We start from the raw sequence: 21,671 nt of genomic DNA on the forward strand, positions 1-21,671 counted from the left end.
CACTCCGGCCCATGGAATGTAAGGGTGAGAGTGATGTATCTGAAGAAAGTGGCCGGGAAAAGGGCCGTGCAACTGCCTGACGGAACGGTGATGACACGGGCCGACCTGCCGCCCCCCGACACGCGGCGCTGGGTCGCCTCGCGCAAGCTGATGGTTGTGCGCGGCGTGCTCTATGGCCTGATCGAACGCGACGAGGCGCTCGACCGCTACGGGCTCAGCGAGGAGGAATTCCAGGAATGGGTGACCGCGCTCTCCACCCATGGCGCCGACGGGCTGAAAGCGACAAATCGTCCACTGGCGGACAAAGCTCTCGACAACTCAAAGTAGCGATAGCTAATATATCAGTCCGGGTAACCAGTAGTTAACCATTGTTAGTCACTACTCGTGACGGGAAGAGATATCAGAACGGAGACCGTCATGCGTGTGCTATTGGTGGAGGATGATCCAACCACGTCCAAGAGTATCGAGTTGATGCTCACCCATGCGAACCTGAACGTCTACACCACCGACATGGGCGAGGAGGGGATCGATCTTGCCAAGCTCTACGATTACGACCTGATCCTCCTGGATCTCGGCCTACCCGACATGGACGGGCACGATGTGCTGCGACAGCTGCGCATGGCGCGGGTCGACACGCCGATCCTGATCCTGACCGGGGCGGACGACACCGAGAGCAAGATCAAGGGCTTCGGCTTCGGCGCCGATGATTACCTGACCAAGCCGTTCCACCGCGAGGAGCTGGTCGCGCGCATCCACGCCATCGTCCGCCGCTCCAAGGGCCATGCACAGTCGGTCATCCGCACCGGCAAGGTCCATGTCAACCTCGACGCCAAGACGGTCGAGGTCGACGGCAAGACCGTGCACCTCACCGGCAAGGAATACCAGATGCTGGAACTCCTCAGCCTGCGCAAGGGCACGACCCTCACCAAGGAGATGTTCCTCAACCATCTCTACGGCGGCATGGACGAGCCCGAGCTGAAGATCATCGACGTGTTCATCTGCAAGCTCCGCAAGAAACTGGCCGAGGCCACGGGCGGCGCCAACTATATCGAAACCGTCTGGGGCAGGGGCTACGTGCTCCGCGACCCCGATCCCGCCTCCGACGGGGACAGGCCGCTCGCCATCGGCGCCTGACGGTCTGGACGCGCCCGCCGCCGCGCCCTATCACTTGCAACGACAGACCGGGGGCGCGCGGCAGGCCGGCCGCGCCCCGTTCAGGCGGAGGGGCAAGATGGCGCAGAAACCAGCGGTCGACGACCTGACCGAGGCGCAGGCGACGGAAGAACTGGCCGACCTGGCGCAACGCCTGGCCGAGGCCAACACCGCCTATCACACCGAAGACGCCCCGGCGATCACCGACGCGGAGTATGACGCGCTCAAATCCCGCAATGCGGCGATTGAGGCGCGTTTCCCCCATCTCAAACGCGCCGACAGCCCGTCCGACCAGGTTGGCGCCGCCCCCTCCGAAGCCTTCGCCAAGGTCACCCACGCCGTGCGGATGCTCAGCCTCGCCAACGCCTTCGAAGACGAGGATATCACCGAGTTCGACACCCGCATCCGCCGCTACCTCGGCCTCGCGGGTGACGCGAAGCTCACCTACACCGCCGAGCCCAAGATCGACGGGCTCAGCCTCTCGCTACGCTACGAATCCGGCAAGCTGGTGCAGGCCGCCACCCGCGGCGACGGCGCGGTGGGCGAGAACGTCACCGCAAACGCCCGCACCATCGACGACATTCCCGTCACCCTGAAAGGCGCCCCCGACGTGCTGGAAATCCGCGGCGAGGTCTACATGAGCCACGCCGATTTCGAAGCCCTCAACACCCGGCAGGCCGAGAAAGGCGACAAGCAATTCGCCAACCCCCGCAACGCCGCCGCCGGCTCCCTCCGCCAACTCGATTCCTCGATCACCCGCAGCCGCCCCCTGCGCTTCTTCGCCTACGCCTGGGGCGAGGTCAGCGAACCGCTCGCCGACACCCAGATGGGCGCCATCAACCGGCTCTCCGACCTCGGCTTCCAGACCAACCCGCTCACCGCGCTGTGCGACGGGCCAGCCGAAATGCTCGCCCAGTATGCGAAAATCGAGCAACTCCGCGCCGAGCTCGGCTACGACATTGACGGCGTCGTCTACAAGCTCGACGACCTCGCCCTGCAAGCCCGCCTCGGCTTCCGCAGCACCACCCCCCGCTGGGCCATCGCCCACAAGTTCCCCGCCGAACTCGCCTGGACCCGGCTGGAATCCATCGACATCCAGGTCGGCCGCACCGGCGCCCTCAGCCCCGTCGCCCGCCTGACCCCCGTCACCGTCGGCGGCGTCGTCGTCTCAAACGCGACCCTCCACAACGAGGATTACATCGCCGGCCGCGACAGCAAGGGCAACGAAATCCGCGGCGGCAAGGACATCCGTGAAGGCGACTGGGTGCAAGTCTACCGCGCCGGCGACGTCATCCCGAAAGTGGCCGATGTCGACCTCTCCAAGCGCCCCGACGGGGCCGAACCCTATACCTTCCCCGAAACCTGCCCCGAATGCGGCTCCGAGGCCATCCGAGAGGAGGGCGACGCCGTCCGCCGCTGCACCGGCGGCCTCATCTGCCCGGCTCAAGCGGTTGAAAAACTGAAACATTTCGTCTCTCGCGCCGCCTTCGACATCGAGGGGCTCGGCGCCAAGCAGGTCGAACAATTCTACCGCGACGAATGGATCAAAGAACCCGCCGACATCTTCACGCTGGAAGAGCGCTACGGCTCCGGCGTCAAACAGCTCAAAAACCGCGAAGGCTGGGGCGAGAAAAGCGCGAAGAACCTCTTCGAAGCCGTTGAAGAAAAAAGAAACATTCCCTTCGGCCGCCTCCTCTTCGCCTTGGGCATCCGCCATGTCGGCGAACAGGCCAGCAACCTCATCGCCCGATTCTACGGGTCGTGGGATGATTTCACCGCCGCCATGGACAGCGCCGCTGACTGTGAAGGCCCCGAATGGGAACGCCTCCTCGGCATCGACGGCGTGGGCGAGGTCATGGCCCGCTCCCTCGTCACCGCCTTCGCGCAGGAAAACGAGCGCGAAAGCATCGACCGCCTCACCGCCCACCTCAACGTCGCCGAAGCGGCCCGCCCATCCACCGACGGAAGCCCCGTCGCCGGCAAGACCGTCGTCTTCACCGGCACGCTCGAAAAGATGACAAGGGCCGAGGCCAAGGCCCGCGCCGAAGCCCTCGGCGCCAAGGTCTCGGGCAGCGTAAGCGCCAAAACCGACCTCGTCGTCGCCGGCCCCGGCGCCGGCAGCAAGGCGAAAAAGGCCGAGGAACTCGGCGTCGAGATTATCGACGAAGACGGCTGGCTCGACCTGATAGGGCAGGCATGAGCACCCGGCCCCCCATCCTTTTCCCGCTCTTCGCCGAGCTGGAAACCCTGGAAGGGGTCGGCCCCAAAAGCGCCAAGGCCCTCGCCGCGATCGATATCGAGCGCCCCCGCGACGTCCTCTTCACGCTGCCCTATTCGGGCATCGACCGCCGCCGCCGCGAAACCGTGCAGGGCGCCAACTACCCCGAAACCGTCACCGTCGAGGTGACCGTTGGCGACCACCGCGCGCCCCAGCGCCGCGGCGGCCCTTACCGCGTCAATGTCGAGGACGCCGCCACCACATTCCAGCTCGTCTTCTTCCACGCCCGCGACGAATACCTCCGCCGCATCCTCCCCACCGGCCAGCGCGTCGTGGTCTCGGGCAAGGTGGAGCTCTTCGACGGCATGGCCCAGATGGTCCACCCCGACCATATCCTGCCGCCGAACGAGGCCGGCGACATCCCCGATTTCGAGCCGGTCTACCCGCTCACCGCCGGCGTCACCCAGAAAACCATGGGCAAGGCCGCGCATTCCGCCGTCGCCCGCGCGCCCGAGTTGCCCGAATGGATCGACCCCGCCCAGAAGGCCAGCGCCGGCTGGCCCGACTGGCACGCGGCCATCGCCCGCGCCCACGCGCCCAAGGACATGGCCGATCTCAGCCCCTCCGACGCCCCCCGCGAACGCCTCGCCTATGACGAGTTCATGGCCCATCAGCTCACCCTCGGCCTCGCCCGCGCCAAGCTGCGCCGCACCAAGGGCCGCGCCACCGTGGGCACCGGCAAGCTTCAGGCCAAGGTGCTCGACGCGCTGCCCTACACCCCCACCGGCGCCCAGACCCGCGCCATCGCCGAAATCGCCGCCGACATGGCCCAGGACCGCCGGATGAACCGCCTCCTGCAGGGCGACGTCGGCGCCGGCAAGACCCTCGTCGCGCTGAAAGCCCTGCTCATCGCGGTCGAGGCCGGCGGGCAGGGGGTCATGATGGCCCCCACCGAAATCCTCGCCCGCCAGCATCTCGAAGGGCTCACGCCCTTGGCCGAGGCCGCGGGCGTCGTCATCGAAATCCTCACCGGCCGCGACAAGGGGGCCGAGCGCCGCCGCAAGCTCGCCGCGCTCAAGGCGGGCGACATCCAGATCCTCGTCGGCACCCATGCCGTCTTCCAGAAGGACGTGGAGTTCCACGACCTCCGCCTCGCCATCGTCGATGAACAGCACCGCTTCGGCGTCCGCCAGCGCCTTGAACTCGGCCGCAAGGGCGCACAGGCCGACGTGCTGGTGATGACCGCCACGCCCATCCCCCGCAGTCTGTCGCTGGCGCAATACGGCGACATGGATGTCTCCATCCTCGACGAGAAACCGCCGGGCCGTAAACCCATCACCACCGCGCTGGTCAGCCAGGGCCGCATGGACGAGGTCGTCGATCACCTCCGCCGCGCCATCGCCGAGGGGCGGCAGGCCTACTGGGTCTGCCCGCTGGTCGAGGAAAGCGAACTCATCGACCTTTCCAGCGCCGGCGAACGCTTCAAACGCCTCCGCGCCGCGCTTGGCGAGGGCGTCGTCGGCCTCGTCCACGGCCAGATGCCGCCCGAGGAGAAGGATGCCGCCATGGCTGCCTTCCAGCGGGGCGACACCTCCGTGCTCGTCTCCACCACCGTGATCGAGGTGGGCGTCGACGTGCCCAACGCCTCGATCATGGTGATCGAACGCGCCGAAAGCTTCGGCCTCGCCCAGCTTCACCAGCTCCGCGGCCGCGTCGGGCGGGGAGAGGCCGCCTCGACCTGCCTGCTCATGTACCAGCCGCCGCTGTCGGAGACCGGCGAGAAGCGCCTCACCACCATGCGCGAAACCGAAGACGGGTTCCGCATCGCCGAGGTCGATCTCGAAATGCGCGGCGCCGGCGACCTGATCGGCACCGCCCAGTCCGGCCTGCCGCGCTTCCGCATCGCCGACCTCGAAGGGCAGGCGGCCCTGATGGCGGTGGCCCAGTCCGACGCCCGCAAGCTGCTCAACGACGACCCCGACCTGACGGGCGAAAGAGGGCAGGCGGCCCGCATCCTCCTGTGGCTCATGGAGCAGGACCAGGCGATCCGCCTCATCAGCGTCGGCTAAGACTTATCCACAGACAGGAACGGAAACGGAACAAAAAGTTTCGTTCCATACCAAAGCCTTACCCGCATTTATCCACAGATGTTCCGGTATGTTCTCATAAAGTTCTTTACAAACCCTTTCCAAAATGAGAACAAATAAGCAACAAAGCCACACCGGACGAAGGAGCCACCCAATGCTCAGCCAGTTCAAGACCGCCGCCTACCGCTCCCGCGACACGCTCGTGGGCGATCTCATCGGCGGCGCCGCCCTGATGGTCACGCTTCTGGGCGGGCTCTACCTGCCGGGGCTTCTGTAACCTTTCTGCCTGCGACGTTCCTGGCCTGTCGCGCAACCCGCATCGCCTGTCCCCATAGTCTCGATGCGCCGCGCCTGATCACTGTCCCCGGGGTCTGCCTCCCCCTGATCACGGACAGGCCGTAAAACGGAACCGAGCTTCCTTCCGCCGCCGCTTGCCCCCAAGCGTGCGGCGGTTTTTTTATGTCATCGCAAAGGCTTGCGCGTCACTCTTCCGTCTTGGTTGGCCGGTGAATCCACACCGGCACGATGAAGCAGATGCACGCGATCAGGAAGGCGAGGCTGGCAATCAGCCCGACCGGGTCGCCCGCCGCCCATGTCGTCCATGTAAAGGCCACGGCCGACACTAGGAACAGGATCCAGCCGGCAAAATTAAAGGTCCAGACGGTGCGGGGGGCCATGGCAGTCGGTTAAATCAGGGGGTGAACTTCAGGCGCAGGAACTCGACGCCTGCGCCGTCTCCAGCGCCTCCACCGTCGCCTCCAACGTCAGCAGGATCGACGCGTGCCGGTTCTTGTAATCCTTCGCCGGCCGCAGCACCTCCAGCCCGTCGAACGGGGCAGGGGGCGTCGGCCCGTCCTGCTTGAGCATCGCCTTGAGCGCATCGCGCGCCTCGGTCACCTGCTGCAAATCACAACCGATGATATGCCCACCCACGATACTGGCCGAGGCCTGCCCCAGCGCACAGGCCTTCACCTCCGCCGCGTAATCGGTGATCACCGCGCCGTCGGTCTTGATATCCACCGTCACGGTCGAGCCGCACAGCGGCGCCCGCCGTTTCACGCTCGCATCCGGGTCCTCCAGCCGGCCATGATGCGGAATATCCGCCGCCAGCTCCAGGATCCGGGCCGAGTACAGTTTGATCAGGTCGGTTTCGCCGCTCATGGCTTTCCCTTTCCGCGTTCCCCCCATAGATAGAGGCGCGTGACGCAGACGGAAAGGGTTTCCTTCATGGCATTCGATCCCGAAACACTCAAATTCAACGCAGACGGGCTGTTGCCGGCCATCGCGCAGGATTCCGAGACCGACGAGGTGCTGATGCTCGCCTGGATGAACGCCGAAGCGGTGCGCCGCACCCTCGACACCGGCCGCGTTACCTATTGGAGCCGCTCTCGGCAATCCTTCTGGGTCAAGGGCGAAACCAGCGGCCACGTGCAGGAACTGGTCGAACTGCGCATCGACTGCGACCGCGATTGCATCCTCGTTCGCGTCCACCAGTACGGGCCCGCCTGCCACACCAACCGGCGCACCTGCTTCTACACCGCCATTGAAGACGGGGCAGAGGTCGAGCTGATGACGCCGATGGTCGGCTGATCACCCGGCGTGTTTGCGGTGCCGCGCGGCGGCCTCGGCAATCACGTCTTCCTTCAGCGTGAACCCCAGCCCCGGCTTGCCCTCCAGCGCCAGCCGGCCCTTCTTCGGCGCCAGGTCCGGCGCCTCGACGATATCCTCGGCCAGCAATTGCCACATGATCTGGTTGCCATCGTCGAGGTTCGGAATGGCCCGGCCGGCGTGGTGCTCGGCACAGGTGGTGATCCCCGTCGTCATCGACGAGTGGATGCAGAGCGGCACCCCCGCCGCCTCGGCCACCGCCGCCGCCTTCATCAGCGGCCGCAAGCCCCCGATCTCACGCGGGCCCACGGCGATCATGTCGGCCCGGTGCACGGCGGCCGCCGTATGCACCTCCTGCAACGTGAACACGCTCTGGTCGGCCCCGATCGCGATGGGCGACCGTGCCGCCACATGCGCCAGCGCGGCCTGCGAGGTGCTCGCCGTCGGCTGCTCGATATACTCGATGTCATAGGGCGCCATCCGCGCGATCATCCGCAGCGCCACCGACTGGTCCCACGCCTCGTTCGCATCCAGCCGCAGCCTTGCATCCGGCGCCACCTCCCGCACGGCGCGCACGGCGGCCATGTCATACTCGGCGCCCACACCCACCTTGAGGTACAATATCGGCTGGCCCTCGGCCACCGCCGCCGCGGCATCCTCGGCCAGCGCCTCGGGCGACTGGCCCTGCAGGAAATGGAAATAGCCCACGTCCTTCCGCACCGCACCGCCCAGCAGGTCCCACACCGGACGGCCCAGCACCTTGCCCTGCGCATCCAGCGCCGCCGTCTCAAGTGCGTTCCGCAACTGGTTGAAATACCTAGGCATATTGCCGCCGAACACAAGGAAATGCTCGCGGTAGACATCCTGCAAACCCTGCGCGATATCGAACACCGACCGGCCCACCAGCCCCCGGCCCAGCTTCTCCAGCACGATCTTCTGCGCATCGGCATCCGGCGCGGCGGGCGTCTCGCCATAACCCACCGTGCCATCTTCGCAGGTCATCATGACAAGGTTGACGGTAAACGCATCCTCGACCCCCTGCGACCAGACATAGGGCTGTTTCAGCGGCAGGCGCAGCGGGGTGGCGGTAACGGAAGAGATAAGGGCCATGCGGGCACATCCTGACAGGAGAATTTCGCCGCAGGCTAGGCCCGGCGCGGCCCGCGCGAAAGCCGGAAAACGCGCCAACCTGTCCGGTTCGCGACAATGTGCGTCGTCAATCGCTCGTCACCAGCCGTAGGAACGGGCGTCCGCGCCGTTTCGGCGCCGGGCGGGGCGGCTGCGGCGCGGGCCGGCTGACCTCCGCCGCGCCGCCCTCCACGGGCGCAACCCGCAGCCGGGCGATCTCGAACCGCCGCGGCGCGCGTCCGACCTCGCCCTCGGCCACGAGACAGCCCATCGCCCGGCTCACGTCGCCCAGGTCGCTGCGCAGCGGCAGAAGCACCAGCCGCGCACTCAACTCCGGCTGCCGGAACCCGCCCCGCGATACCAGGTCAAGCTGAACCGTCGCCGGTTCCTCGAACAGCCGCGTCAGCGCGCCGGCGAACCCGTCCCGCCGGTCGGGGTGGATGAAACTGCTCACCGGCATGCCCCGCACGTCCATTCCCATCAGGTCGGCAAGGTGCGCCCCGGCCACCCGGAACCGCGCCAGCCCCGGCGCGATCCGCTCGATGATGAACGTGTCCGACAACAGCCCCTCGATCCGCCGCGGGTCGATCTCGGCCCGCCGCGGCACCGTTCCGCCGCGCCGAAGACCGTCCCAGTAATCGACAAGCGCCTGCGGCTCCCGCCCCCCGCCGGGGCGCCGGTGCCGAAGCTCGATCACGTCGTCTGGTCTGTCCGTGTCGTCATGCATGGGTCTGCCCTCGCTCGGGCCGGTGGCGTGAAGCCCCGGCACGGCCCGCCGCTCAGCCGGAGCTTCCTTGGAATGTGACACGCTTTCCCCGACAGGGCGCCCGAAATGTTAATAAATGGTTAACGCCAGATCACGTCCCCGTGCCCGCCGCCACGCTTGCCCTTGCCCTAGCGAATGGCTAGGACGAGACCCAACCGCACCCGGCAGGGACATGGCAGGAGGACCCGCGTGCTCAGATCAATGACGGCTTTCGCCGCGGCCAAGGGGGCGCAGCACGGCTTTTCCTGGACATGGGAAATGCGCAGCGTCAACGGCAAGGGGCTCGACCTGCGCCTGCGCGTGCCCGACTGGGTCGAGGGGCTCGAGCCCGGCCTGCGCGCCCGCATCGGCCGCGCGCTCGGGCGCGGCAACGTCTCGCTCAACCTCAAGCTCGCCCGCGACGACGGGGCAGGGGCGCTGGCGGTCAACGCCGCCCAGCTCGAGGACGTGCTCACCGCCATGGCCGAGGTGGAAAACCGCGCCATGGCCCGCGGCGTCACGCTGGCCCCGGCCACCGCCGCCGACCTGCTCGGCCTGCGCGGCGTGCTCGACACCGGCGCGGCCGACGAGGACACCGAGGCGCTCCGCACGACCCTGCTGGCCGACTTCGAGGGGCTGCTCACCGCCTTCCTCGACATGCGCGCGACCGAGGGCCGCGCCCTGGCCGACGTGCTCACCGCCCAGCTCGACGAGATCGAGCGCCTCACGGCTGACGCGGCGCAAGCCGCCGAGGCCCGCAAACCGGACATGGAACAGGCCTTCCGCACCGCGCTCGCCCGCGTGATGGACACCGCCGACACCGCCGACGAGGCCCGCGTCGCCCAGGAACTGGCGCTCCTCGCCGTCAAGGCCGACGTGACCGAGGAGATCGACCGCCTCCGCGCCCATATCGCCGCCGCCCGCGACCTCCTCGCCAGCGGCAGCCCGGTCGGCCGCAAGCTCGACTTCCTGTCACAGGAATTCAACCGCGAGGCCAACACCCTCTGCTCCAAGGCCCAGAACAAGGCGCTCACCGCCACCGGGCTCGAACTCAAGACCGTCATCGACCAGATGCGCGAGCAGGTGCAGAATGTCGAATGACACCACGAACCGGAAAGCGGGGAAATTGAGTATTTTCGGAAAGATGAAAGGGCAGGGCACCCATGGCTGACCGGCGCGGCCTCCTGATCATCCTCTCCTCGCCCTCGGGCGCGGGCAAATCCACCCTGTCCCGGCGCCTGCGCGACTGGGACGACACGATCTCCTTCTCGGTCTCCGCCACCACCCGCACCCCGCGCAGCGGCGAGGTGGACGGGCAGGATTACCACTTCATGACCGAAACCAACTTCAAGCGCGCGGTCAGCGCCGGCCAGATGCTCGAACATGCCCATGTCTTCGGCAATTTCTACGGCTCGCCGCGCGGGCCCGTGGAAGAGGCCATAGGGCAGGGGCGCGACGTGCTCTTCGACATCGACTGGCAGGGCGCCCAGCAGATCCAGAACTCCGGCCTCGGCCAGCACACGCTGTCGATCTTCATCCTGCCCCCCTCCATCGCCGAGCTGCGCGCCCGCCTCGTCAAGCGCGGGCAGGACGCGCCCGACGTGGTCTCGAAACGGATGCAGAAAAGCTGGGACGAGATCAGCCACTGGGGCGAATACGACTACGTGCTCATCAACGACGATCTCGACGCCACCGATGAGCGGCTGAAAAGCATCGTCACCGCCGCCCGTCTCAAGCGCATCCAGCAGCCGGGCCTCAACGCCCATGTGCAGAAACTCCAGCAGGAATTCGAGGAGAACACATGACCATCTACGCCCTCGACGGCCACACCCCGCAGCTTGCCGACGACACCTGGGTCGCCCCCGACGCCAACCTGATCGGGCAGGTGATCCTCGAGGACGGCGCCTCCGTCTGGTTCGGCGCCACGCTGCGCGGCGACAACGAGCCCATCACCATCGGCCGTGGCTCGAACGTGCAGGAAAACTGCGTCATGCACACCGACATGGGCTTCCCCCTCACCATCGGCGAGAACTGCACCATCGGCCACAAGGTCATGCTGCATGGCTGCACGATCGGCAACAACAGCCTCGTCGGCATGGGCGCCACCATTTTGAACGGCGCGAAGATCGGCAATAACTGCCTGATCGGCGCGGGCGCGCTCATCACCGAGGGCAAGGAAATCCCCGACGGCAGCCTCGTCATGGGCGCCCCCGGCCGGGTCATCCGCCAGCTCGACGAGAAGGCGCTCCAGTCCGTCACCTACGGCGCCATCCACTACCAGGAGAACATGCGCCGCTACCGCGACGGGCTCAAGGCGGTCTGACGGGGGCAGCGACAGGCGATGAACGCCGACAACATCTCGTCGCTCCTCAGCGCCATCCCGCTCCCCTCGGTCCTGATCGGCCGGGGCGAGCGCATCCTCGGCGCCAATGACCGCGCGCTGCAGCTCCTGGGGCAGGGCATCGTCGGGCGCCATTTCATCACCGCCCTGCGCCAGCCCTCGATCCTCGACGCGATCGAGGCCGCCCTGCGCGACCGCCAGCCGCGCACCACCCGCTACCTCTCCTCCGACGGCACGCAGGACACCACCTTCGACGTCACCTGTTCCCCGGTCCAGACCGAGGCCGGCCACGGCGTGCTCGTCTGTTTCGAGGATGTCACCCATCTCGAACAGGCCGGCCAGATGCGCCGCGATTTCGTCGCCAATGTCAGCCACGAACTGCGCAGCCCGCTCACCGCCCTGCTGGGCTTCATCGAAACCCTGCGCGGGCCCGCGAAGGGCGACGCGGCGGCCTCCGAACGCTTCCTCGGCACCATGCAGGACGAGGCACAGCGCATGGAACGGCTCGTCCGCGACCTGCTCTCGCTCTCCCGCGTCGAGGGGCAGGAACGCGTCCGCCCCACCGACCCGGTCGACCTCTGCCGCCTGATCGGCACCGTCCGCCACGCGCTGGCCCCGCTCGCGGCCGATCACGGCGTCACCCTCCTGGCCGACCTGCCCGAAACCCCGATCGTCGTGCCGGGCGATGCCGACCAGCTTCAGCAGGTGATCACCAACCTGACCGAGAACGCCGTCAAGTATGGCGGGCAGGGCAAGACGGTGCACGTCTCCCTGACCACCACCGAGCAGGAGCCGCTGGTGCGCGGGCCCGCCGCCGTGATCTCCGTCCGCGACGAGGGGGCGGGCATCGACCCGGTCCACATCCCGCGCCTCACCGAACGCTTCTACCGGGTCGACAGCCACCGCTCCCGCGCCATGGGCGGCACCGGGCTCGGCCTCGCCATCGTCAAGCACATCGTCGGGCGCCACCGCGGCCGCCTGCGAATCGAATCGCGCCCCGGCGAGGGCAGCGTCTTCCGCGTCGTCCTGCCCCGCGACAGCGCCCAGCAGGCCCGCTGACCCCGCCCGCCACGGCCCCCGGGCGGGCGACCCCGCGTCAGTACGGCGATTTTCCCCAACAACTTCCGCGCTGTCATAAAACCGTTACATCCCTGTAACAAAAGCGTCGTGCCCGGGGACTAGCAGAGCGGGCAAGGCCATCTGCTGTTGTGGCCCGTCAAAACCGAAATCAGGAGCTATCCATGTCCTTTGTGAAACTGACCGCCTCCTCGCTGGCGATCGCTGCCGTTTCCGCTACCGCTGCTGCCGCCCGTGACAACGTGCAGGTCGCCGGGTCCTCGACCGTGCTGCCCTACGCCTCGATCGTGGCCGAGCTCTTCGGCGAAAACACCGATTTCCCGACCCCGGTCGTCGAATCGGGCGGCTCGTCGGCCGGCCTCAAGCGCTTCTGCGAAGGCGTGGGCGAGAACACCATCGATGTCGCCAACGCCTCGCGCGCCATCCGCGAAAAAGAGATCAAGGCCTGCGCCGACAACGGCGTCACCGACATCATCGAAGTCCGCATCGGCTATGACGGCATCGTCTTCGCCAGCCAGCAGTCGGGCCCCGAGTTCACCGCGTTCGAGCCCTCCGACATCTTCAACGCCATCGGCGCCAAGGTGATGGTCGACGGCGAAGTGGTCGACAACCCCCACACCAACTGGTCCGACTTCAACAGCGACCTGCCCGAAGCCGAGATCGCGATGTTCATCCCCGGCACCAAGCACGGCACCCGTGAAGTCTTCGAAGACAAGGTGCTGCTGGAAGGCTGCGAAGCCACCGGCGCCATGCAGGCCATGATGGATGGCGGCATGAACGAGGACGACGCCGAGGATGCCTGCCTCGACGTGCGCACCGACGGCAAGTCGGTCGACATCGACGGCGACTACACCGAGACCCTGGCCCGCATCGACGCCAACACCAACGGCATCGGCGTCTTCGGCCTCGCGTTCTACGAGAACAACACCGACAAGCTGAAGGTCGCCACCATGGGCGGCATCGAGCCCACGACCGAGTCGATCGCCTCCGGCGAATACCCGGTCTCGCGCCCGCTGTTCTTCTACGTCAAGAAAGCCCATATCGGCGTGATCCCCGGCCTCAAGGAATACGCCCAGTTCTTCGTCGCCGACGAGATCGCAGGCCCGGGCGGCCCGCTCTCCAACTACGGCCTCGTGGCCGATCCGGAACTGGCCGACACCCAGTCCAAGGTCGAGAACGAAACGACCATGAGCGAAAGCATGTAATCAGGCTCTGCCTGACCGGGGGCGGCAGATTTCGCCGCCCCCGCCACGCCTTTTAGGACATTTTTCACAACCAAGGGGATGGGGGGCACATGCCTTTACTCTGGCTCATCTTGATCGTGCTCGCGATCGCGGTGGCGGGCTACGTTCTTGGCCGGCAGCGCGCACTCGCCAGCGCCGGGGGCGACAGCCGCGGGCTGCATTCGCTGCCCTCCTATTACGGGTCCAACGTGGCCATCAAGGCCATCGTGCCGGCCTTCCTGCTGCTCGTCGCGTGGCTGCTGATCCAGCCCATCTACGTGGGCAACACCATCTCCGGCATGATCCCTGAAAGCTCGGTCAAGGAAGGCTCCTCCCTCGGGCTGGTGATGGCCGAGGTGCGCCGCGCCGCGAACGGCCTCGACGCCGCCGTGGCCCAGGGCCTGATGACCGATGACGAGGCCCGCAACCTCCGCGCCGACTTCACCGATGTCACCCAGCGCCTGCGCGACGCGGGCTCGATCGTCACCTCCGAAGTGACCCAGCCGATCCTCCGCGCGGCCCAGCGGTACCGGATCATGAACGACACCGGCAACCTGATCATGACCATCGCGGTGCTGATCCTCGCGGTGCTGGGCTTCCTCTACGGCCTCCGCGAAAGCCGGGCCGAGTTCCGCGCCCGCAACGTGGTCGAGCACAGCGTGCGCGCCATCCTCGTCGGCGCCGCCTCCATCGCCATCCTCACCACCATCGGCATCGTCCTGTCGCTGGTCTTCAACACGATCGAGTTCTTCCGCCTCTACCCGGCCGCCGATTTCTTCCTCGGCACCAACTGGGCGCCCAGCTTCTCGGGCCGCGGCGGCAGCTCCGACCTCGGTGTCCTGCCGCTGCTCTGGGGTACGTTCTACATCTCCATCGTGGCCCTCGCGGTGGCCGTGCCAATCGGCCTCTTCGCCGCCATCTACCTTTCCGAATACGCCAGCCCCCGCATCCGCGCCTTCGCCAAGCCGATGCTCGAGGTGCTGGCCGGCATCCCGACCATCGTCTACGGCCTCTTCGCGCTGCTGACGGTCGGGCCGCTGCTGCTGAAGGTCTTCGGCGACAACGGGCTCGACTGGATGCAATCGGGCACGGCGGTGATGACGGCGGGGCTGGTCATGGGCATCATGCTCATCCCCTTCGTCTCCTCGCTCTCCGACGACATCATCAACTCGGTTCCGCAGGCCATGCGCGACGGCTCCTACGGCCTCGGCGCCACCAAGTCGGAAACCATCAAGCAGGTCGTCCTTCCCGCCGCCCTGCCGGGCATCGTCGGCGCCATCCTCCTGGCGGCTTCCCGCGCCATCGGCGAGACCATGATCGTGGTCCTAGGGGCAGGGGCCGCGGCCCGGCTCTCGCTCAACCCCTTCGAGGCGATGACCACCGTGACCGCCAAGATCGTCAGCCAGCTCACCGGTGACGCCGATTTTGCCTCTCCAGAGGCACTCGTCGCCTTCGCCCTCGGCATGACACTCTTCGTCATCACGCTCTGCCTCAACATCTTCGCGCTCTACATCGTGCGCAAATACCGGGAGCAATACGAATGACTGATGCGACCCTGAATGGCAGCGGCCCGGGCAAGAGCAGCTCGCTCACCGCCCGCGACGCCCGCACCAAACGCCGCAACGCCTCCGAGAAGCGCTTCCAGGCCTACGGCATGATCGCCATCGGCATCGGGCTGTTCTTCCTCGTGGTGCTCGCGTTCACAATCATCCGCTCCGGCATCCCGGCCTTCACCAAGACCGTGGTCGATGTCGAGTTCACCATCACCCAGGCCGAGTACGAGGCCGCCGAAAGCGAGCTCTTCAAGACCAAGGCCTACCAGGACCTGTTCATCTCCAAGCTCGAAGCCCAGCTCCAGGAGCGCGGGCTCGAGGTCGATTTCGACGCCGACGCCATCGAGCGCCTGCTTGGCAAGACCGGCGGCACGATCCGCGAGTACTACCAGGGCAACTCGAACATGCTGGGCGAACCCGTCCGCTTCGAACTCGCCGCCTCCTCCCGCGTCGACGGCTATTTCAACGGCCGCGTCACCCGCGAAGGGATGCAGGACAGCCGCTTCCTGATGAAGACCGACCTCGACATCGTCGACGCGCTCCACGAGGCCGGGATCATGAAATCCGCCTTCAACTGGAACTTCATCACCGGCGCCGATTCCGGCGTCGACAACCCCGGCGGGGCAGGGATCGGCGCCTCGGTCGTGGGCTCGTTCTTCATGATGCTGGTCGTGCTGCTGCTCTCGCTGCCCATCGGCGTCGCGGCCTCCATCTACCTCGAGGAATTCGCGCCCCAGAACCGCTTCACCGACCTGATCGAGGTGAACATCTCCAACCTCGCCGCGGTGCCCTCCATCGTCTTCGGCATCCTCGGGCTCGCGGTCTTCATCCAGTTCATGCACCTGCCGCAATCGGCCCCGCTGGTGGGCGGGCTGGTGCTCACCCTGATGACCCTGCCCACCATCATCATCTCCACCCGCGCCTCGCTCAAGGCGGTCCCGCCGTCCATCCGCGACGCGGCCCTCGGCGTCGGCGCCTCCAAGATGCAGGCGGTCTTCCACCACGTCCTGCCGCTCGCCATGCCCGGCATCCTCACCGGCACCATCATCGGGTTGGCCCAGGCGCTCGGCGAAACCGCGCCGCTTCTCCTGATCGGCATGGTGGGCTTCGTCGCCCGCGGCTACCCGGACGGCATCGTCGCCGGCTTCACCGACCCGAACTCGGCCATGCCCGCCCAGATCTACACCTGGGCCGCCCGCGCCGACGTGGCCTTCTACGAAAAGGCCTGGGGCGGTATCATCGTGCTGCTGGTCTTCCTGCTCACGATGAACATCCTCGCCATCATTCTGCGCCGCCGCTTCGAGCGCCGCTGGTAATCAAGGACAGACCTCATGTATGACACCCCCAATACGGAGAGAACCGTGACCAGGAACGAAACCAAGTTCTCCGCCCGAAAGGTGCAGGTCTATTACGGCGACACCCACGCCATCAAGGACGTGGACGTCGACATCGAGGACAAGACCGTCACGGCCTTCATCGGCCCCTCGGGCTGCGGCAAATCCACCTTCCTGCGCTGCCTGAACCGGATGAACGACACCATCGACGTCTGCCGCGTCGAGGGCGACATCCTGCTCGACGGGCAGGACATCTACGACAAGAAGGTCGACCCGGTGCAGCTGCGCGCCAAGGTGGGCATGGTGTTCCAGAAACCCAACCCGTTCCCCAAGTCGATCTACGACAACATCGCCTACGGCCCCCGAATCCACGGGCTGGCCAAGAACAAGGCCGAGCTCGACGAGATCGTCGAGAAATCCCTCCGCCGCGGCGCCATCTGGAACGAGGTGAAGGACAGGCTCCACGCCCCCGGCACCGGCCTCTCCGGCGGCCAGCAACAGCGCCTCTGCATCGCCCGCGCGGTGGCCACGGAACCCGAAGTGCTGCTGATGGACGAACCCTGTTCCGCCCTCGACCCCATCGCCACCTCCCAGGTCGAGGAACTGATCGACGAGCTGCGCACCAACTACTCGGTGATCATCGTCACCCACTCGATGCAACAGGCGGCGCGCGTCAGCCAGAAGACGGCCTTCTTCCATCTCGGAAATCTGGTAGAATTCGGCGAGACCGGCCAGATCTTCACCAACCCCAAGGACGAGCGGACCGAGAGCTACATCACCGGCCGTATCGGGTAAGGAGCAGACATGACCGACACACATATCGCCTCGGCCTTCGACCGGGATCTCGAAACGATCCAGGCGCACATCATGAAGATGGGCGGCCTGGTCGAGGATGCCATCCTCAAGGCCGCCACCTCGCTCGAAACCCGCGACGAGGAGCTGGCCGAACAGGTCCGCAACGCCGATCGCGCCATCGACGAGCTGGAAGAGCAGATCAACGAGGAAGCCGCCCGCATCATCGCCGTTCGCCAGCCCGCGGCGGTCGACCTGCGCGTGATCCTCTCGGTGATGAAGATCGCCTCCAACCTCGAGCGCATCGGCGACTACGCCAAGAACATGGCCAAGCGCACCACGGTGCTCAGCCAGATGGGCCAGATCCACGGCGCCACCGCCTCGATCCGCCGCATGGCGAAAGAGGTCGAGCGCATGCTCAAGGACGTGCTCGACGCCTTCGTCCAGCGCGACGCCGGCACCGCCCGCGAGGTCATGCACCGCGACGAGGATGTCGACCAGATGTACAACGCCCTCTTCCGCGAATTCCTCACCTTCATGATGGAAGACCCGCGCAACATCACCGCCTGCATGCACCTGCATTTCATCGCCAAGAACACCGAGCGGATGGGCGACCACGCCACCAACATCGCCGAACAGGTGATCTACCTCGTCACCGGCGAGATCCCCGAGGACAAGCGCCCCAAGAGCGACCGCACCTCGACCGATCCCAGCGTCGCACCGGCATGACGCAATGAGCAGGACTTCGAAAAATGGCCTCTGAACAACCCAGCGTTCTTCTGGTCGAAGACGAGCCCGCACAGCGCGAAGTGCTGGCCTACAACCTCGAAGCCGACGGCTTCGCCGTCACCAAGGCCGAGAATGGCGAGGAGGCGCTGATGCTCGTCGACGAGGCCGCGCCGGACATCATCCTGCTCGACTGGATGCTGCCCAACGTCTCCGGCATCGAGGTCTGCCGCCAATTGAAAACCCGCGCCTCGACCCGCGGCGTGCCGATCATCATGATCTCCGCCCGCTCGGAAGAGGTCGACCGGGTCAGGGGGCTGGAAACCGGCGCCGACGACTACGTGGTCAAACCCTATTCGGTCATCGAACTGATGGCCCGCGTGCGCGCGCAACTGCGCCGCACCCGGCCCTCGACCGTGGGCGAGCGGCTGGAATACGAGGATATCCTGCTCGATTCGGAAACCCACCGCGTCACCCGCGACGGCAACCAGCTCAAGCTCGGGCCCACCGAGTTCCGCCTGCTCTCCACCTTCATGGAAAAACCCGGCCGGGTCTGGAGCCGCGAACAACTGCTCGACCGCGTCTGGGGCAGGGATATCTACGTCGACACCCGCACCGTCGACGTCCATATCGGCCGCCTGCGCAAGGCGCTCTGCCAGCACGGCGGCCAGGACCCCCTCCGCACCGTCCGCGGCGCCGGCTACGCCCTCGGCTAACCCACCGAATTCTTTAAAAGAATTCGGACAGAAATCTTTTCAAGATTTCGACGCCCTTGCCACGACCGACCCAACTCGATTTCTTAAAAAGAAATCGGATCGAAATCTTTTCAAGATTTCGCCCCCTTTGCCGAGCCCGGAGCACCACTCTCAAATGTACACATCCGACTCGTAGAGAACTGCCATGCCCGACCGCGCCCCCGTCACCTTCCATACCCAACCCAAGAGCAAGGCGGGCCTGGACGAGCGCCCCTTGGGCAACGCCCTCGCACAGTGCCGGGCCGAAGAAGAGGCGTTCATCGCCTCCGTCGAACGCGGGCAGGCAGACGCAAGGGCAGGGCGGGTTCATACCACCGATGCCGCCCGCCGGCGCTTGACCCGCTCCATCGCGTAATCCTCAACGCGGCAACCGTTCATCATCCTCGGTCTGCGTCGCCAGCCAGTCGCGGAACTTCAGAAGCGCCCGGTCGCCCGATTTCTCCACCGGCCAGACCAGGTGATACGCCCCGGGCGAGGGTGTCGAGCCGCCCCAGGCCTTGCATAAACGTCCCGTCGCAAGGTCCTGTTCTGCAAGGTAATCCGGCAACAGCGCCACCCCCAGCCCATGTAGCGCCGCCTGCGTGATCGTGGAAAACTGGTCATAGATCTGCCCCGTCACCTGCGCCCCCTCGACCCCGTGCTCGGCAAACCACGCCGCCCACGCCTCGGGCCGCGTCTCGATATGCAGCAGCGGCAACCGCAACAGATCCGCCGCCCGCTCCGGATAGGCCCCCTCCAGCAAGCCCGGCGCACAGACCGCCACCACCGCCTCCGGCCGGAGCTTCATCGCCGCCGTCCCGGGCCAGTCCGCATTGCCGAAATGTATCGCGGCATCAAAGGGTTCCGAGGCAAAGTTGAACGGGCGCAGCCGCGTCGTCAGGTTGATCGTCACCTCCGGATGCCGCCGCGCGAAATCCGCCAGCCGCGGCACCAGCCAGCGCATCCCGAAGGTCGGCAAAATCGCCAGGTCCAGGCTCCCCCCCGTCGGGTTCACCGTCAGCCGCAGCGACGCCTGCGTGATCTTCTGCAACGCCCCACGAATATCGGCCGCGTAATGCGCCGCCTCCGGCGTCAGCACCACCCGGCGCCCCCGCCGGATCACCAGCGGCACGCCCAACTGCTCCTCCAGCGCCTGAACCTGCCGGCTCACGGCACCCTGCGTCAGGTTCAGATCCTCCGCCGCCGCCGTGACGCTGCCCAGCCGGTCCACCGCCTCCAGCGCGCGCAGCGCGGCGGTCGACGGCAGGAAGCGGCGCGGGGCAGGGGGCATATATGCGATTCCCTCATGGATAGATGCGGAATTCTCGCTGTTTTCTACCCTGATCCCGCGATACATTACAATTAAGTTGACGAACATGCATAAGGAGACCGCCATGAGCCTCGACGCCCCCAAGATCCGCGCCAAGGACAAACCCAACCTTTCCAGCTTCGACTGGGAAGACCCGTTCTACCTCGCCAAGCAGCTCGAGGAAGACGAGCGCATGATCGCCGAAAGCGGCCGCTCCTTCGCCCAGGAGGTGCTGCAACCCCGGGTGATGGAGGCGTTCGAAAAGGAAACCGTCGATCCCGGCATCTTCCGCGAAATGGGCCAGATGGGCCTCCTCGGCACCACCATCCCCGAGGAATACGGCGGGCTCGGCGCCGGCTACGTCAGCTACGGCGTCGTCGCCCGCGAAATCGAACGCGTCGACAGCGGCTACCGCTCGATGATGTCGGTGCAATCCAGCCTCGTCATGTACCCGATCTACGCCTACGGCACCGAGGAACAGCGCCAGAAATACCTCCCCGGCCTCGCCTCGGGCGAGCTCATCGGCTGCTTCGGCCTCACCGAACCCGACGCCGGCTCCGACCCGGCGGGCATGAAGACCCGCGCCGTGAAAACCGACGGGGGCTACAAGCTCACCGGCTCGAAAATGTGGATCTCGAACAGCCCCATCGCCGATGTCTTCGTCATCTGGGCCAAGTCCGAGGCGCATGACGGCAAGATCCGCGGCTTCGTCCTCGAAAAGGGCATGAAGGGGCTCTCGGCGCCGAAAATCCAGAAGAAACTCTCGCTGCGCGCCTCCGTCACCGGCGAGGTCGTCATGGACGGCGTCGAGGTGGGGGAGGACGCGCTCCTGCCCAACGTGGAAGGCCTCAAGGGGCCCTTCGGCTGCCTCAACCGCGCCCGCTACGGCATCGCCTGGGGCGTCATGGGCTCGGCCGAGTTCTGCTGGCACGCCGCCCGCCAATACGGGCTCGACCGGCACCAGTTCGGCCGCCCGCTGGCCAACACCCAGCTCTTCCAGAAGAAGCTCGCCGACATGCAGACCGAGATCACCCTCGGCCTGCAGGCCGCGCTCCGCGTCGGCCGCCTGATGGACGAGGCCGCCGCCGCGCCCGAGATGATCTCGCTCATCAAGCGCAACAATTGCGGCAAGGCGCTCGACATCGCCCGGCAGGCCCGCGACATGCATGGCGGCAACGGCATCTCGGGCGAATTCCACGTCATCCGCCACGCCCTCAACCTCGAAACGGTCAACACCTACGAGGGCACGCATGACGTCCACGCGCTTATCCTCGGCCGGGCGCAAACCGGGCTGCAGGCGTTCTTTTGACCTGAAGACCAAGGTGTAAACCACGGAGGCCGAACGGAATTTCCATTTCCGTTCGGTCTTCCGGCCGCGGCGCCGCGTCATTGTCACGCCGCGCCGCACACCGGCCGATCCCGCGATCCTTGCCGCGTCCCGGGACCTGTGCCACTCCCGACCGCCACCGCGAACGGCATGACACGTATCCGGCAAGCCGAGACCACAGGCCACCCGGTGCGGGGAGGGTACAGAACGCGCAAACTGCGACTGGAACCGTCACGCCACGGCCGGCTGCACACGCGCATCAATTGTTGCAACCAAGTAGAAATGTCACCGGCTCTGCAAAGTAGAAATGTCACGCC

At 66.5% G+C, this 21,671-nt stretch carries 23 protein-coding genes; 18 read left to right on the forward strand and 5 right to left on the reverse strand.

Annotated elements, in window-relative coordinates; translation table 11 throughout:
- The first annotated feature begins 33 nt into the window (after positions 1-33).
- The 5 genes from QUV18_RS17930 to QUV18_RS17950 all read left to right on the forward strand — a co-directional run bounded on the left by QUV18_RS17930 (position 34) and on the right by QUV18_RS17950 (position 5,734).
- Positions 34-327, forward strand: a complete 294-nt coding sequence (locus QUV18_RS17930; protein ID WP_300895458.1) for a DUF1153 domain-containing protein — start codon at positions 34-36, stop codon at positions 325-327.
- Between the two features lie 90 nt (positions 328-417).
- Entirely contained in the window at positions 418-1,134 is a 717-nt protein-coding gene (gene ctrA, locus QUV18_RS17935; protein ID WP_300895459.1) for a response regulator transcription factor CtrA, read from the forward strand.
- A gap of 97 nt (positions 1,135-1,231) precedes the next feature.
- Positions 1,232-3,352 carry an NAD-dependent DNA ligase LigA gene (ligA, locus tag QUV18_RS17940; RefSeq protein ID WP_300895460.1) on the forward strand — a complete coding sequence of 707 codons (2,121 nt, stop codon included), beginning with the start codon at positions 1,232-1,234 and terminating at the stop codon, positions 3,350-3,352.
- Positions 3,349-5,439 carry an ATP-dependent DNA helicase RecG gene (recG, locus tag QUV18_RS17945; protein WP_300895461.1) on the forward strand — a complete coding sequence of 697 codons (2,091 nt, stop codon included), beginning with the start codon at positions 3,349-3,351 and terminating at the stop codon, positions 5,437-5,439. The genes ligA and recG overlap by 4 nt, the downstream gene beginning before the upstream one ends.
- Positions 5,440-5,611: 172 nt before the next feature.
- Positions 5,612-5,734, forward strand: coding sequence for a hypothetical protein (locus QUV18_RS17950; RefSeq protein WP_300895462.1), 123 nt, complete (start codon positions 5,612-5,614; stop codon positions 5,732-5,734).
- 205 nt (positions 5,735-5,939) lie between these two features.
- On the opposite strand, the gene QUV18_RS17955 is transcribed toward QUV18_RS17950, so the two are convergent.
- Together QUV18_RS17955 and QUV18_RS17960 are read right to left on the reverse strand one after the other, a co-directional pair.
- Entirely contained in the window at positions 5,940-6,134 is a 195-nt protein-coding gene (locus QUV18_RS17955; RefSeq protein WP_300895463.1) for a hypothetical protein, read from the reverse strand.
- A gap of 28 nt (positions 6,135-6,162) precedes the next feature.
- Positions 6,163-6,618 carry an iron-sulfur cluster assembly scaffold protein gene (locus tag QUV18_RS17960; RefSeq protein WP_300895464.1) on the reverse strand — a complete coding sequence of 152 codons (456 nt, stop codon included), beginning with the start codon at positions 6,616-6,618 and terminating at the stop codon, positions 6,163-6,165.
- A gap of 66 nt (positions 6,619-6,684) precedes the next feature.
- Between QUV18_RS17960 and hisI the strand changes: the two genes are divergently transcribed.
- Positions 6,685-7,047, forward strand: a complete 363-nt coding sequence (gene hisI / locus QUV18_RS17965; protein ID WP_300895465.1) for a phosphoribosyl-AMP cyclohydrolase — start codon at positions 6,685-6,687, stop codon at positions 7,045-7,047.
- Here hisI and QUV18_RS17970 read toward each other — a convergent pair whose 3' ends face one another.
- Both QUV18_RS17970 and QUV18_RS17975 read right to left on the reverse strand, forming a co-directional pair.
- On the reverse strand, positions 7,048-8,175 hold the full coding sequence (locus tag QUV18_RS17970; RefSeq protein ID WP_300895466.1) for a mandelate racemase/muconate lactonizing enzyme family protein: 1,128 nt from the start codon (positions 8,173-8,175) through the stop codon (positions 7,048-7,050). It lies immediately after the preceding gene.
- 106 nt (positions 8,176-8,281) lie between these two features.
- Positions 8,282-8,920 (reverse strand): PAS domain-containing protein, encoded by a 639-nt coding sequence (locus QUV18_RS17975; protein WP_300895467.1) that lies wholly within the window; start codon positions 8,918-8,920, stop codon positions 8,282-8,284.
- Between the two features lie 228 nt (positions 8,921-9,148).
- Between QUV18_RS17975 and QUV18_RS17980 the strand changes: the two genes are divergently transcribed.
- The 11 genes from QUV18_RS17980 (at position 9,149) to QUV18_RS18030 (ending at position 19,094) form a co-directional block, all read left to right on the forward strand.
- A complete protein-coding gene (locus QUV18_RS17980) occupies positions 9,149-10,039 on the forward strand; it encodes a YicC/YloC family endoribonuclease (RefSeq protein WP_300895468.1) in 891 nt (296 codons plus the stop codon).
- 62 nt (positions 10,040-10,101) lie between these two features.
- Positions 10,102-10,743 (forward strand): guanylate kinase, encoded by a 642-nt coding sequence (gene gmk, locus QUV18_RS17985; protein WP_300895469.1) that lies wholly within the window; start codon positions 10,102-10,104, stop codon positions 10,741-10,743.
- Positions 10,740-11,261, forward strand: a complete 522-nt coding sequence (locus QUV18_RS17990; protein WP_300895470.1) for a gamma carbonic anhydrase family protein — start codon at positions 10,740-10,742, stop codon at positions 11,259-11,261. The genes gmk and QUV18_RS17990 overlap by 4 nt, the downstream gene beginning before the upstream one ends.
- 18 nt (positions 11,262-11,279) lie before the next feature.
- Positions 11,280-12,338, forward strand: coding sequence for an ATP-binding protein (locus QUV18_RS17995; RefSeq protein WP_300895471.1), 1,059 nt, complete (start codon positions 11,280-11,282; stop codon positions 12,336-12,338).
- Between the two features lie 182 nt (positions 12,339-12,520).
- The gene (locus QUV18_RS18000; RefSeq protein ID WP_300895472.1) at positions 12,521-13,561 is read left to right on the forward strand and encodes a substrate-binding domain-containing protein; all 1,041 of its coding nucleotides are present in this window, start codon (positions 12,521-12,523) and stop codon (positions 13,559-13,561) included.
- Between the two features lie 89 nt (positions 13,562-13,650).
- Positions 13,651-15,123, forward strand: coding sequence for a phosphate ABC transporter permease subunit PstC (gene pstC, locus QUV18_RS18005; protein ID WP_300895473.1), 1,473 nt, complete (start codon positions 13,651-13,653; stop codon positions 15,121-15,123).
- On the forward strand, positions 15,120-16,448 hold the full coding sequence (gene pstA, locus QUV18_RS18010; protein WP_300895474.1) for a phosphate ABC transporter permease PstA: 1,329 nt from the start codon (positions 15,120-15,122) through the stop codon (positions 16,446-16,448). The genes pstC and pstA overlap by 4 nt, the downstream gene beginning before the upstream one ends.
- A 15-nt stretch (positions 16,449-16,463) precedes the next feature.
- Positions 16,464-17,261 (forward strand): phosphate ABC transporter ATP-binding protein PstB, encoded by a 798-nt coding sequence (gene pstB / locus QUV18_RS18015; protein ID WP_300895475.1) that lies wholly within the window; start codon positions 16,464-16,466, stop codon positions 17,259-17,261.
- A 9-nt stretch (positions 17,262-17,270) separates the two neighbouring features.
- A complete protein-coding gene (gene phoU, locus QUV18_RS18020) occupies positions 17,271-17,987 on the forward strand; it encodes a phosphate signaling complex protein PhoU (protein ID WP_300895476.1) in 717 nt (238 codons plus the stop codon).
- A gap of 23 nt (positions 17,988-18,010) precedes the next feature.
- Positions 18,011-18,700 carry a phosphate regulon transcriptional regulator PhoB gene (phoB, locus tag QUV18_RS18025; RefSeq protein WP_300895477.1) on the forward strand — a complete coding sequence of 230 codons (690 nt, stop codon included), beginning with the start codon at positions 18,011-18,013 and terminating at the stop codon, positions 18,698-18,700.
- Between the two features lie 184 nt (positions 18,701-18,884).
- A complete protein-coding gene (locus QUV18_RS18030; RefSeq protein WP_300895478.1) occupies positions 18,885-19,094 on the forward strand; it encodes a hypothetical protein in 210 nt (69 codons plus the stop codon).
- Positions 19,095-19,097: 3 nt separating this feature from the next.
- On the opposite strand, the gene QUV18_RS18035 is transcribed toward QUV18_RS18030, so the two are convergent.
- Positions 19,098-20,009: a LysR substrate-binding domain-containing protein gene (locus QUV18_RS18035; RefSeq protein WP_300895479.1), complete on the reverse strand. Its 912-nt coding sequence runs from the start codon at positions 20,007-20,009 to the stop codon at positions 19,098-19,100.
- Positions 20,010-20,112: 103 nt separating this feature from the next.
- On the opposite strand from QUV18_RS18035, the gene QUV18_RS18040 reads away from it, so the two are divergent.
- A complete protein-coding gene (locus QUV18_RS18040; protein ID WP_300895483.1) occupies positions 20,113-21,336 on the forward strand; it encodes an acyl-CoA dehydrogenase in 1,224 nt (407 codons plus the stop codon).
- Positions 21,337-21,671 lie beyond the last annotated feature (335 nt).

Source organism: Roseovarius sp. (assembly GCF_030373445.1).
Classification (GTDB): Bacteria; Pseudomonadota; Alphaproteobacteria; order Rhodobacterales; family Rhodobacteraceae; genus Roseovarius.